Origin of the sequence: Methylorubrum rhodinum, assembly GCF_014199935.1 — a bacterium.
Classification (GTDB): Bacteria; Pseudomonadota; Alphaproteobacteria; order Rhizobiales; family Beijerinckiaceae; genus Methylobacterium; species Methylobacterium rhodinum.
In genome coordinates this window covers 105,492-118,313 of sequence record NZ_JACHOP010000006.1, presented here as the reverse complement: position 1 = coordinate 118,313, position 12,822 = coordinate 105,492, and the positions used below count along the sequence as shown (strand labels likewise).

General features: G+C 70.6%; 11 protein-coding genes. 5 read left to right on the top strand and 6 right to left on the bottom strand.

The window, feature by feature from the left end; all coding sequences use genetic code 11:
- Positions 1-57: 57 nt before the first annotated feature.
- From HNR00_RS09660 to HNR00_RS09645, 4 genes are all read right to left on the bottom strand, one after another.
- A complete protein-coding gene (locus tag HNR00_RS09660; RefSeq protein ID WP_183568549.1) occupies positions 58-894 on the bottom strand; it encodes a glycine betaine ABC transporter substrate-binding protein in 837 nt (278 codons plus the stop codon).
- 81 nt (positions 895-975) lie between these two features.
- Positions 976-1,827 (bottom strand): ABC transporter permease, encoded by an 852-nt coding sequence (locus HNR00_RS09655; protein WP_183568546.1) that lies wholly within the window; start codon positions 1,825-1,827, stop codon positions 976-978.
- Entirely contained in the window at positions 1,743-3,035 is a 1,293-nt protein-coding gene (locus tag HNR00_RS09650; RefSeq protein WP_183568542.1) for a quaternary amine ABC transporter ATP-binding protein, read from the bottom strand. Before HNR00_RS09650 ends, HNR00_RS09655 begins: the two co-directional genes overlap by 85 nt.
- Before the next feature lie 347 nt (positions 3,036-3,382).
- Positions 3,383-4,600, bottom strand: a complete 1,218-nt coding sequence (locus HNR00_RS09645) for a DUF2252 family protein (RefSeq protein WP_183568539.1) — start codon at positions 4,598-4,600, stop codon at positions 3,383-3,385.
- A gap of 654 nt (positions 4,601-5,254) precedes the next feature.
- Between HNR00_RS09645 and HNR00_RS09640 the strand changes: the two genes are divergently transcribed.
- Complete coding sequence (locus tag HNR00_RS09640) at positions 5,255-6,379, top strand: lipid II:glycine glycyltransferase FemX (protein WP_246390486.1); 1,125 nt, start codon at positions 5,255-5,257, stop codon at positions 6,377-6,379.
- Here the strand turns inward: HNR00_RS09640 and HNR00_RS09635 are convergent.
- A complete protein-coding gene (locus HNR00_RS09635) occupies positions 6,347-7,861 on the bottom strand; it encodes a glycosyltransferase family 2 protein (protein ID WP_183568536.1) in 1,515 nt (504 codons plus the stop codon). The genes HNR00_RS09640 and HNR00_RS09635 overlap by 33 nt on opposite strands.
- A 6-nt stretch (positions 7,862-7,867) precedes the next feature.
- Positions 7,868-8,377 carry a dTDP-4-dehydrorhamnose 3,5-epimerase family protein gene (locus tag HNR00_RS09630; RefSeq protein ID WP_183568533.1) on the bottom strand — a complete coding sequence of 170 codons (510 nt, stop codon included), beginning with the start codon at positions 8,375-8,377 and terminating at the stop codon, positions 7,868-7,870.
- A gap of 325 nt (positions 8,378-8,702) precedes the next feature.
- Here HNR00_RS09630 and gmd point away from each other — a divergent pair, with 325 nt between their 5' ends.
- The 4 genes from gmd to HNR00_RS09610 are packed head-to-tail and all read left to right on the top strand — an operon-like array spanning position 8,703 to position 12,746.
- Positions 8,703-9,806 carry a GDP-mannose 4,6-dehydratase gene (gmd, locus tag HNR00_RS09625; protein WP_183568530.1) on the top strand — a complete coding sequence of 368 codons (1,104 nt, stop codon included), beginning with the start codon at positions 8,703-8,705 and terminating at the stop codon, positions 9,804-9,806.
- Positions 9,807-9,814: 8 nt separating this feature from the next.
- Entirely contained in the window at positions 9,815-10,759 is a 945-nt protein-coding gene (locus HNR00_RS09620; RefSeq protein ID WP_183568527.1) for a GDP-L-fucose synthase family protein, read from the top strand.
- Positions 10,756-11,961 carry a glycosyltransferase family 4 protein gene (locus HNR00_RS09615; RefSeq protein ID WP_312886027.1) on the top strand — a complete coding sequence of 402 codons (1,206 nt, stop codon included), beginning with the start codon at positions 10,756-10,758 and terminating at the stop codon, positions 11,959-11,961. Before HNR00_RS09620 ends, HNR00_RS09615 begins: the two co-directional genes overlap by 4 nt.
- Complete coding sequence (locus HNR00_RS09610; protein WP_183568520.1) at positions 11,958-12,746, top strand: WecB/TagA/CpsF family glycosyltransferase; 789 nt, start codon at positions 11,958-11,960, stop codon at positions 12,744-12,746. Before HNR00_RS09615 ends, HNR00_RS09610 begins: the two co-directional genes overlap by 4 nt.
- Positions 12,747-12,822 lie beyond the last annotated feature (76 nt).

Below are 12,822 nucleotides of genomic sequence, written 5' to 3'. Positions count from 1 at the left end.
TTCACCGTTGTGCGATTCAGCCCATGAATCCGATCGATGGACGGGATTGGCCCAGTTCTATTTCAGCCAGCCGTCCACCGTGGCGCGGTTGCCGGCGATCCACTTGGCGGCGGTCTCGGCCGGCTTGGCGCCCTTCTCCTCGTTCTCGGCCATCACGGCCTCTTCTTCTTTCACCGAGAGCTTGAACTTCTTGAGGATCGCGTAGACCTCGGGCAGGTCGTCCTTCAGTCCCTTGCGGGCGAGCGTGTTGACGCTCTCGTCGTCTCCGAAAGCCTTCTTCGGGTCGGCGAGGTATTTCAGCTCGTAGCGGGCGAACATCCAGTGCGGCGTCCAGGCGGTGACGACGATGTCCTTCTTCTGGCGCACCGCATCCTTGAGGGCGCTGGTCATCGTCGCGTCGCTGCCGTCCACGAGCTTGACCGGCAGACCGTAGGCCTTGATCGCCGCCTCCGAGCTCTTCATGATTCCCGCACCCGGATCGATGCCGATCACCTGCCCGCCGACATCCGAGGACTTGGTCTTCAGATCCTCGATCGAGTCGAGCGGGGAGGAGGCCGGCACCGCCCAGCCGATCCTGGCGCCGGTGACGTTGGGGCCGATCAGTTCGAGGCGGTTCTTCAGCTTCTCGTAATACGCGCCCTGAGTGACCGGGAGCCACGCCGCGACGCTGGCATCGGCGTCGCCCGTCGCCACGGCCTGCCACATGGCCGCCGCGGCGAGCGGGATGGTCTTCACCTGATAACCCTTCTCCTCCAGCACGAGCTTGAGGATGTTGGTGGCGACCACCGCGTCGGCCCACTCCACGTAGGCGATGCGCACCTGCTTGCCCGCGGCCTCGGCCGGCGTCTGGGTCAAGGCGAGGCAGAGAAGGGCACTGAGCGTTCCGGCGCGCATGATCGGCTCGTTTCGGAGAAGAGAGGACGAGGTGAGAGGGACCCGTCCGGCGGGGGCCGCCGGACCGGTCGCGATGGGGGCTCAGGCCGAGCCGTGGGGGCGGGCCTTGGCGGCCAGCGCCTGGGTCGCCCGGTCGAGGATGACCGCCACGATGACGATGCCGATGCCGGCCTCGAACCCGGCGCCCGCCTCAAGGCGCTGGATCGACTGCCACACCGCGCGGCCGAGGCCGCCGGCGCCGATCATCGCGGCGATGACCACCATCGAGAGGGCCAGCATCATGGTCTGGTTGACGCCGGCCATGATGGTCGGCAGCGCCAGCGGCAGTTGCACCTTGAACAGCTTCTGGCGCGCCGAGCCGCCGAAGGCGTCGGAGGCCTCGACCAGTTCGGAGGGCACGTTGCGGATGCCGAGCGCGGTGAGCCGGATCACCGGCGGCACCGAGAACACGATTGTTGCAAAGCACGCCGAGACCGCCCCGAGCCCGAAGAACGGCAGCGCCGGGATCAGGTAGACGAAGCTCGGCAGCGTCTGCATCATGTCGAGGACGGGCGAGAACGTCCGCCACGCCCGCCGGCTGAGCGCGAACCAGATGCCGACGGGGATGCCGATCACCAGCGCCGCCAGCGTCGCCAGGACGACGAGCACCAGCGTCTCCACGGTGGCCTGCCACAGCCGCAGGTTCCACAGGAACAGGAGCCCGCCGAGCGTCAGGAGCCCGACCTTGCGGCCGCCGATCTTCCAGGTGAGAGCCGAGGCCGCGAGGATCGCGAGCCACGGCGGCACCGCGATGAGGGCGGTCGTCAGCGCCTCGATCCAATCGGAGACCGTGCGGCTGACGGCGCGGGTCAGCCAGCTGCCATGCTCGGTGAGCCAGTCGAGGGCGTCGTCGCTGAGCGTGTCGAGGGGGAATTTGGGGACGTTCCAGTCCATCGCTCCGCTCCTGTCGGTTGGGTCTGTGAAGGATTGCCGGGCCGCGCGGCGAGCGCGCGCACCACGTCGCGGCTGGTGATCGGGCCGATCAGGCGCCCGTCCTCGGCCACGACCGCCACCGCGCCGCTCGTCGCGACCTGCGGCAGCACCGCGTCGAGGCGGGCTTCCGCCGCGACCACACCGGGATCGAGATCGAGCAGGCTCGCGACGGTCTCGCCGACGCGGGCGGCGGCGAGACGCTCGGCCCGCACCCGGCCGACGAAGCGGCCCGCGCCGTCGGCGACGAGCCAGCCGTCGCTGCCGCCGGCAACGGTCCGCAGCCGCGCCTCGGCCACGGTGTCGGTGGGGGCGAGCACGATCGCGTCGCGGTCTGCGACTTGGGCCGCGCGCATGACGGCGGCCAGATCGATATGCTCGACGAAGCGGCGGACGTATTCGGTGGCGGGCCGCGCCACGACATCCTCGGGCTGGCCGATCTGGACCACCTCGCCGTCCTTCATCAGGACGATGCGGCCGCCGAGCGCCACGGCCTCGTCGAGGTCGTGCGAGACGAAGACGATGGTCTTCTTGAGGGAGCGCTGCAATTCGCGCAGTTCGGCCTGCATGTCGCGGCGGATCAGCGGGTCGAGCGCGCTGAACGCCTCGTCCATCAGCAGGATGTCGGCATCCGCCGCCAGAGCGCGGGCGAGGCCGGCGCGCTGCTGCATGCCGCCGGACAATTCGCTCGGATACTTGCTCTCCCAGCCTTTCAGGCCGACGAGTTCGATCGCCCGCATCGCCGCGTCGATGCGCTGCTTGGCCGGGACGTTCTTGATCTCCAGGCCGAAGCCGACATTCGAGAGGATGGTGCGGTTCGGCAGCAGGGCGAAGTGCTGAAACACCATGCCGAAGGCCTTCTGGCGGAAGGCCAGGAGTTCCTTGCGGCCCAACTTCGTCACGTCGACGTCGTCGACGAGGATGCGCCCGACGGTGGGCTCGACGAGGCGGTTCATGCACCGCAGCAGGGTGGACTTGCCCGAGCCCGACAGTCCCATCAGGATCAGGATCTCGCCCTCGTGCACGTCGAAGGAGATGTCGCGTAAGCCGACGACCGCGCCGCAGGCCTGGGCCACCTCGGCCTTGCGCTTGCCTTGAGAGATCAATTCGATCGCTTGGGCGGGGTTGGCGCCGAAGACTTTGCTGACGTTCTCGAGAGTGATGCGGCCCATGTGCTGGCAACCTCTTCGGATCAGCGCATTACGGCATTCGCCTCCCGGCGCCCGCAGTACTGCTTGACTTGTTTTGAGCTGATCAAAAGCTAAACCCGACAGCCCCTGCGGCTTGTCCTGCGGCGACGCTTTTTGCCGCAGAGCCGACATGGTCGGAAGTTTACCGTCAGATTCCGACGCTGCACCGCAACATCGCGACTGATTTCGTCACGATGGCCTAATATTGTGCACGGTCTGACCACGACGCGAGCAAATGGCGCCGGAGAACTGGCGATATCGTCAAGGCCGCGCCCGGTTCAAGCCCGCACGCGGTGGATCCACATGGCGGCCCCGGCATGGGGCGTGGCTCAAGCGGCTTCCGCGTCGGCGTAGGAGCGGCAATGCTCGAGGTAGCCGACCTCGTGGCGGCCGGCGAGTTCGACCACGCTCGACCACAGCCAGGACGGGGCGCCGTCCGCCGAGGCGCCGCGGGTGACGGCGCGGCGCCACGCGGCGCGGGCGCTGCGCTTCATCTGCCGGCCATGGGCCGCGCCGACCACGTGGGCGAGGTAGCGGGCCGCCCGCACCGCCTCGCCGCGGCTGAACTGATCGACGTCGAGCTTCAGGTCCTGCGGCAGCAGCTCGCGCACCACCACCGGCTTGCCGAGGATGCGGGCGGGCAGCATGCGCTCGCCGAGATGGGGCGAGAGGGCGCGGGCGCCGGCCACCACCCGCTCGGCCGGGTCCTTGGGCATCTTCGCCTTCGGTGCCTGCGGCGCGGCGGCGGCGACCGCCTCCTTGAGATCGACCAGCGCCAACCTCGGCTTCTCGCCGCGCTCGTCGATGCGCAGCAGGGCGGCGTAGCGCAGGAAGCCCAGCGACGAGCAGCCCTTCATCCAGTAGGCGGCATCCAACAGGCGCACCCGCGCCTCGCCGGCGTGCCGGCCGTCGATGGCCAGCACGAGTTCGCGCACCGCGTCCTCGTGGAACAGCGCGTCGAGGGCCTCATGCTCGTCGTCGTCGAGCGCCCAGAAGCGGCGCCCGCGGGGAATCTTCAGGTCCTCGTCCTCCAGGCGCTCGCGGGCGAGGTGCTTCCAGCGCCGCCCCAGCGCCCGGTGCCGGATGGTGCGCACCGCGTCGGGCTCCGGCGGCTCGCCGTCACCGTCCCTCGCGCCATCCCGTGACTTGAGCCCGTCGCCGTAGCCGCGCACCATCTCCTCCAGCATCCGCGCGGTGACGACGCCGGGCAGGTTGGAGCCGCGCGCGGCGCTCGCCAGCGACAGGCCGAGCCGCACGAGATCGTGGGAGGGGTTGCCGATCACGGTCTGGTCGAGGTCGCGGATCTGGATCGCGACCTCACCGTCGGCGTCGGCGAGCGGCCCGAGATTGCCCAGGTGGCAATCGCCGCAGATCCAGATCGGCGGCCCCTCGGGCAGGGTGCCGCGGGGCAGCCCGTCGAGCCATTCGTAGAACTTCAGGGTGTTGCCACGGACATAGGCGTGGGCCGACTTCGCCATCTTGAGCGCCCGCTGGCGCTCCAGAACGGCCTCGCGATCCGCCCGCTCCACCGCTCGATGCCGCGTCATCCGATCCCCATCGCGCCCGCCGCGGGCGCCGCTGCCCCCTAGACCATCGGGCTGGATGTCGTATCCAGCCCGGTGCTCTAGGTTCTTGTGCCGCATCGGCTTTTTCCGGAAGCCGGTTCCCACCTTTCGGGCCGATGCTCTAGGTTCTTGTGCCGCATCGGCTTTTTCCGAAAGCCGGTTCCCACCTTTCGGGCCGATGCTCCAGACCGTCAACGCGGGGGCGACAGCAAATCCAGGCGCGGCCCAACGTCCCGGTATGGATGAGACGCGTTTGCGAAACGTGTCCGAAGCGGAGCGGTTCTCGGTAGTCTTTACGGAGGCGTCTCAATCGCTCACGGGGGAATATCCGGCGCCGCTGCCGCGTTCAGTCGTGACAAGGTCGCATGGCAAGGCGCGTGAGACGCCATCGCCGAAACGAGCGACTTGGCCGCCTGCCGGAGTGCTCTTCGCCGTAACGGCCAAGCAGAGCCCGGCCATACGACGACCGGACGGCGTAGCGCGACTCGGCGCTATCGGGCGCAAGTCGAGACGACCCGCGGCGCAAAGCTTTGCCGCCGCACGACGATCCTGCCCGAACCGGGGCAATTCAGGGGGCTTCCATCGATGGCCGGGGAACCGACGGTTTCCCGGCTCGCAGCAGCGTCGGAGTAGACGATGACCCATTCGCGGACCCTTGCGCGTATCGCGACCGCGGCCCCGGAGATGCGGCGGTTCGCCGCCCGCCCGGACACCCGGCGGCGCGATCGGACGCCATCGGCCGCGATCGAGCGCCGCCCCGCCGCGGACGGCCTCGCGGTCGTCGATCTCACCGACGCGCCGGACTGGGACGCCCGCCTCAATGAGGCGCCGGGCGCCAACCTCTACGCCGCCCGGCCCTGGGGCATCTACAAGGGCCGCCTGAACTGGTCGGTCCGCCGCGTCGCGGTGCGCGACGGCCAGGGGCGCGACCTCGCCTTCGTCCAGTATCAGGTGCGGCGCGTGGGCTTTGCCCGCTTCGTCCTGGCCCAGGGCGGCCCTGTGCTGACCGAGGCCGGCGCGGCGCGGGCGGAGGCCACTCTGTCGGCCTTCCGCGACCACTTGGCGCTCGGTCCGTTCGATCTGCTCGGCGTGAACTTCCACGAGTTCCAGGACAACGAGGCGGTGCCGGCGCTGCTGGCGCTCGGCTTCGTTCCGGTGGTCTCGCCCCGCCACCATACCCTCGAACTCGACCTGACCCGCGACGCGGAGGCGATCGAGGCCGGGCTCGACGCGAAGTGGCGGCGCAACCTCGCCAAGGCGAAGCGCAATCCCGACCTCGAGACCACGATCCTGACCGATCCGGACGCGCGGCTTGCCGCCTTCGACACCTTCGCCGGGATGTACGCCGCGCTCCAGGCCCGCAAGGGGTTCTCCAACACCCTCAACCCGCAGGCGTTTCGCGACATCGCCGCCACCGACCCGCGCCTCGTCATCCTGGAGCTGCGCGAGAACGGCGTGCCGATCATGGTGCGGATCGCCCACCGGGCGAAGCTGCGCTGGACCGACTTCTTCGCCGCCTCGAACGAGCGCGGCCGGGCCACCAACGCCGCCGCGCTCTCGGTCTGGACCCTGATCGAGCAGGCCAAGGCCGAGGGCTGCCCGGTCTACGACCTCGGCGGCATCGATCCGGCGGGCAATCGCGGCGTGTTCGACTTCAAGCGCGGCGTCAGCCGCCGCGTCGTCCAGAGCACCCCGCTCTGGCTCCACGGCCGCAATCGCCTCGTCCGCTCAGCCGCCGCCGCGCTCCTGGCGCAGCGCTGAGTCCGGTATCGGGGCGGGTGCCGGCTCCGCCCCGTCGGCGACGGATAGCGTCGCACCGATCAGGTAGAGCCCGAGGCGGCGCACGTCGTCGGACAGGCCGAGGCTGCGCGGCGAGCGGGCGTCGGGCAGGTGGAGCGTCAGGCGCAGCAGGCGCCCCGAGCGCCGCGCCGCCGCCGGCACGGGGATCGGCGGCAGGGTCTCGCCCCCGGCGAGGCTTCCCTCGAACACCACCGTGCCGTCGATCAGGAGGCGAAGCCGCTGCCGGGCATGACCGGGGGGCGTAAAGGGCGCCACCTGCAGGTCGAGGCGCAGATCCCCCGGTTCGGCCGCCTCCGGCAGGGCGAACAGCAGGGCGGCGGTCTCGTCCCCGGTCCAGACGCCGCCGGACTCGGGGCTGCACCAGCCCCGCTCCCGGTAGCGACCGCCGTCGCCCTCGATCCCGAACCGCACCGTCGTCCCCAGGGCATAGGTCGGCAGCCGCGCGGCCTCGCGCAGCCTCAGGGCGGTGAGGACGTCCCGGCCGTGCCAGATCGGGTCGAGTCCCCGGATCGCTTGCAGGCCCTGGACGATCGCCCCGCGGCGGAAGCGCCGGGCGAAACCCAAGCGCAGCATGCGGGGCGGGATGCCGAGCAGCCCGAGGGGACGCAGCAGGGCCGCGACCGCCGCGTCCGCGAGGCGCCGGGGCCGGGTGGTCGGCAGCGACGGGATGCGCGAGAGCACCTCCATCCGGCCGCCGGGGCGAGACAGCACGGCCAGCACCGCCTCGTGCTCCGACGCGTCGCGGTTCAGGTAGGAGCCGGCCCGCTCGCCCGAGGGGATAATGACCACCGAGAAGTTCGGAACCTGCCGATGCACGAGGCCCGCGCGCCATGCGCGGAACAGCAGATCCTGCGTCGGCTCGATCACGCATTCGAGCGCCGTCCGGAACGGACCGATCCGCTCGAACACCGCGGCGCGCACGAGCCAGGTGGAGCAGGCGGCGAAGTCCCGCGCCGGGTCGAACCGCGCCTGCCCGGGGGCCATGCCGGCGGTCCACGAGGTCGGATCGTCGGTCGCCGTGCCGACCGAGATGCGGGCCGCGAGCGCGTGGACCAGATCCGCTCCGGTCGCCTCGATCCAGGCGAGGCAGACCTCGAGATGGTCGGGCAGCCAGAGGTCGTCCTGATTCAGGAAGGCGACGTAGAGGCCGCGGGCCTGGGCGATCCCGACATTGTTCGGGCCCGACTGGTCGCCGATGTTGATGGCGAGGTTGACGAACCGAACCCTGGCGTCGCCGAGGTCCGTGACCGCCTGCTCCGAGTCGTCGGTGCAGGCGTCGCCGACCACCAGAACCTCGAAATCCTCGAAGCTCTGCGCCAGGACGCTGCGCACGGCGATGCGCAGGAGATGCGCGCGGTTGTAGGCGGCGATGACGACCGAGACGGTCGGCGCGGGCGCGCCGGGTTCGGGCCGGGTACCGGCCCGAAGGGGTCGCGGGTGCATCGGCCCTCAGCGCAGCCGCAGCGGGATGTGGGGCGTGTCGAGCGGCAGCCGGCGATGGTCGGGGGCGGCGTAGTCGTAGCCCTGATCGACGAGGTTGAGCAGCAGCGACGGGCGCTGTCCGAGCGCGGTGACCGCGTGCCAGACCCCCGGCGGAACCAGGATCAGGGCCGGCCGCTCGGCGCCGATGATGCGCTGCCAGACCGCCCCGAACGTCGGCGAGGAGCGCCGGCCGTCGTAGAGCGAGACGCGGACGCGGCCATGGGCGCAGAACAGGCGATCCGTCGTCACGATATGGGCGTGCCAGCCGTTGATGGCGCCGGGATCGAGAAGGCGCTGGAACACCTGCCCGATCTCCAGGCCGTCGAAATCCCAGTCCTTGCGCCAGACCTCGGTCAGGCAGCCGTCGCCGGTGACCACGGGACGGATATCCTTGACCCGGACACCGTTGATCGTCGGCTCCTGAAGCATAGACCACTCGGAATCGACCGTCGGCGGATCGACGATCCCCGGATTCATCCAATCGTCGGATGGATTTTCAGAATGCATGCAGCCTCGCCCCACGATCGGTTTCCTACCGATCCGTAAACATTTTCGGGAAAGTCCTACACCATCACTTGGACGGCCGGAAAGAGGCGATGGCGTAGCGTCTCACCCATGGAGCGGAAGGCGGTCGGCAAGAAACCCGGATGTCCCGGACTGGCCCGTCATTCCCAATTCGGCACGCTTTCTCAGGGCATGCCGCTTGCTGCCTCCGTAACGAGATCGCCACCCACGTCTCTCATGCGGACCATGCGCGGACGAGGGCGGCCGAACGACAATTGTCGCGTATCCGAGGGACACGATGAAGACTGCTCTCATCACCGGCATCACGGGTCAGGACGGCGCCTACCTGGCGGAGATGCTGCTCGCCCGCGGCTATCAGGTCCACGGCATCAAGCGGCGCTCGTCGAGCTTCAACACCGGCCGCATCGATCACCTGTATCAGGACCCGCACGAGGAGGATGTCCGCCTCCATCTGCATTACGGCGACATGACCGACTCGGCCGCGCTCACCCGCATCGTCGCCGACGTGCGGCCGGACGAGATCTACAACCTCGCCGCCCAGTCGCACGTCGCGGTCAGCTTCGAGACGCCGGAATACACCGCCAACGCCGACGCGGTCGGCCCGCTGCGCATCCTCGAGGCCCTGCGCCAGCTCCGGCTCACCGAGACGACGCGGTTCTATCAGGCCTCCACCTCGGAGCTGTACGGCCTCGTCCAGGCGGTGCCCCAGCGCGAGACGACGCCGTTCTACCCGCGCTCGCCCTACGGCGTGGCCAAGCTCTACGCCTACTGGATCACGGTGAACTACCGCGAGGCCTACGGCATCCACGCCTCCAACGGCATCCTGTTCAACCACGAGAGCCCGATCCGCGGCGAGACCTTCGTCACCCGCAAGATCACCCGCGCGGTCGGCCGGATCGAGACCGGAGCGCAGGACTGCCTCTGGATCGGCAACATCGACGCCCAGCGCGACTGGGGCCACGCCCGCGACTACGTCGAGGCGATGTGGCTGATGATGCAGCAGGACAAGCCCGACGACTACGTCATCGCCACCGGCGAGACCCGCACCGTGCGCAGCTTCATCGAGGCGGCCTTCGCCGAGGTCGGCCGCACCATCGTCTGGGACGGCAAGGGCGTGGACGAGGTCGGGCGCGACGCCCGCACCGGCGCGGCGCTGGTGCGCATCGACCCGCGCTTCTTCCGCCCCACGGAAGTCGATCTCCTCGTCGGCGACGGCACCAAGGCGCGCGAGGCCCTCAACTGGACCCCGCGCACGACCTTCGAGGAACTGGTGCGCGAGATGGTCGAGGCCGATCTCGAAGAGGCCCGCTTCGAGGCCGAGACGGCTTTGCGCCGGCCGCCGCGCCACCACGGCGTGCCGCTGCGTCTGGCCGCCGAGTGAGCGGACCGATGCGCTACGACCTCTCGGGCAAGCGGGTTTTTGTGGCGGGCGCCCGCGGCATGGCGGGGGCGGCGCTGGTGCGCCGCCTCGCCGCGGAAGGTTGCGAGATCCTCGATCACGGCCGAGAGCGGGTCGACCTGCGCGATCTCGGCTCGGTCGAGGCCTATTTCGCCGATGTCCGTCCGCAGGCGGTGTTCCACGCCGCCGGCACGGTCGGCGGCATCCAGGCCAACGACCGCTATCCGGCGACCTTCCTCTACGACAACCTCGCCATGGCGGCGAACGTGATCCACGCCGCGCACACCCTTGGCGTGGAGAAGCTCCTCTATCTCGGCTCCTCGTGCATCTACCCGAAGCACGCGGCCCAGCCGATGACCGAGGACGCGCTGCTGACCGGCCCGCTGGAGCCGACCAACCAGTGGTACGCGGTTGCCAAGATCGCCGGGATCAAGCTGTGTCAGGCCTATCGTCGGCAATACGGCAGCGACTTCGTCGCCCTGATGCCGACGAACCTCTACGGGCCGGGCGACAACTATCACCCCGAGAACGCGCACGTCGCCGCCGCCCTGCTCCGCCGCTTCCACGAGGCGCGGGAGGCGGGAGCGCCCAGCGTCACGATCTGGGGCACAGGCACGCCCTGCCGCGAATTCCTCTACGTCGACGATCTGGCCGACGCCTACGTCTTCGCGATGAAGAACTGGTCGGACGAGAACATCCTCAACGTCGGCACCGGCGAGGACGTGACCATCGCGGATTTCGCCCGCACGGTCGCGAAGGTCGTCGGCTATCGCGGCGAACTCGCCTTCGACGCGGAAAAACCCGACGGCACGCCCCGAAAACTGCTCGACGTGTCGCGTCTGGCCGGCTTGGGATGGCGCGCTTCGACCGGCCTCGAAGTGGGGCTGACCCGCGCCTATGCCGACTTCCTCGGGGGCGGGGGCCGCAACCGGTGAGTGCGCGGCGCGTCCTCATCGTCCACAACCGCTACCAGATCCGCGGCGGCGAGGATGCCGTCGTGGAGCGCGAGGCGGCGGCTCTAACGCGGGCCGGCTGCACGGTCGAGACGCTGTTCTTTTCCAACGACGACATCAAGGGGCCGGTCGATCGCCTGCGCGCGGCGATCGAGGCGCCGCATGCGAGGCGCGGCATCGCGCGGGTGGTCGAGGCCGTGCGCCGGTTCCGGCCGGACGTGGTGCATGCCCACAACACCTTCCCGCTGGTCTCGCCCGGCGTCTTCGCCGCGGTGCGGGCGGAGGGCGCGGCCACGGTGCAAACTCTGCACAATTTCCGCCTCGCCTGCGCCGGCGCTCTGCTGATGCGCGACGGCCAACCGTGCGAGACCTGCGTCACCGGCTCGGCCTACGCGGCCGTGCGCCACGGCTGCTACCGCGGCTCGACGGTCGGCAGTTTTGCCGTCGCCCGGATGATCGAGCGCCACCGCCGCATCGGCACGTGGACCCGCGACGTCGATGCCTTCGTGGTGCTGACCCCCTTCGCCCGCGGCCGCTTCGTCGCGGCGGGCCTGCCGCCCGAGCGCATCCTGGTGAAGCCGAACGGCCTGCCCGATCCCGGTCCGCCCTCCGAAGCCGTGCGAGAAAGAATCCTGTTCGCCGGGCGGCTCAGCCGCGAGAAGGGCGTCGAGACGCTGAAGGCGGCGGCCGCGCAGCTCGGCCGGAGCATCGACGTCGCGGGCGAAGGCCCGCTGCGCGAGAGCCTGGAGGGCGCCGAAAACCTCGACCTGCTCGGCACGCTGCCGGGCGCCGAGGTCCAGGCCCGGATGGCCCGCGCCGCTGCCCTCGTCGTGCCCTCGCTCTGGTACGAGGGCCTGCCGATGGTGGTGGCCGAGGCGTACGCCGCGGGCACGCCGGTCATCGCCTCGCGCATCGGCGCGCTCGCCGACCTCGTCGAGGACGGCGTGACCGGTCTTCTCGTCACCCCCGGCGACCCGGCCGACCTCGCCCGCGCCATGGCCCGCATCCTCGCCGACCCGCCCGCCGCCCGGCGGATGGGGCAGGCCGCCCGCGCGGCGTATCTCCGCGACTGGACCGAGGAGGCCACCACGGCGGCGCTCCTCTCGATCTACCGCCGGGCCTGCGCCGCCCGAACGTCCACCCCCCTTCCGCTTGCCACCCCCGTTCTGGAGATCGCCCGATGAGCCACGACCCCGCGGTCGCCCGGTTCCGCCTCGCCGGGACCGGCATCTCCGCCATCGACATGAAGGGCATGATCGGCGCGATCCGCCGCCGCCTCGATTCCGGCCGGACCCGGCCCGGCACCTTCGTGGTGTTTCGCGACGCCCACGGCATCGTCCGCGCCACCGAGGACGAGCGCCTGCTTGCCGCGCACGAGGCCGCCATGCTGGTCTGCCCCGACGGGCGCCCGCTCTACTGGCTCGGGCGGCTCCGCGGCGCCCGCGGCGTCGGGCAGGTGCCGGGCATCGAGTCGGTCGAGGCGGTCTGCCGCGCCGGCCTCCTCCACGGCTGGCGCCACTACTTCCTCGGCGGCGGCGAGGACGTGGCCGACGCGCTCGCCGAGACGATGCGGGCACGCCTGCCCGGTCTCAAGGTCGTCGGCACCGAGACCCCGCCGTTCCGCCCGCTCGACGCCGACGAGACCGCCGCCATGCGGGCGCGCATCCGGGAGTCCGGCGCGCAGATCCTCTGGATCGGGCTGGGCACCCCGAAGCAGGAGCTGTTCATGGCCGAGCACGCCCCGCACCTGCCCGGCACCGTGGCGATGGGCGTCGGCGCCGCCTTCGACGTTCTGACCGGCCGCGTGCCCCGCGCGCCCGTGGCGTTCCAGGTCACCGGCCTCGAATGGGCCTACCGCCTGCTGCGCGAGCCGCGCCGGCTGACCGGCCGCTACGTCCACACGATCCCGCGCTTCCTCGCCCTCGTCGCTACTGAGCGCCGCCGCCGGCCGGCGGGGGCCGCCGAATAGGTTTTTCCGCGCGATCCGCGTCGTTCCCCTCCCCCTTGCGGGGAGGTGTAGGGGTGGGGGTCGCTCAGGATGAGGC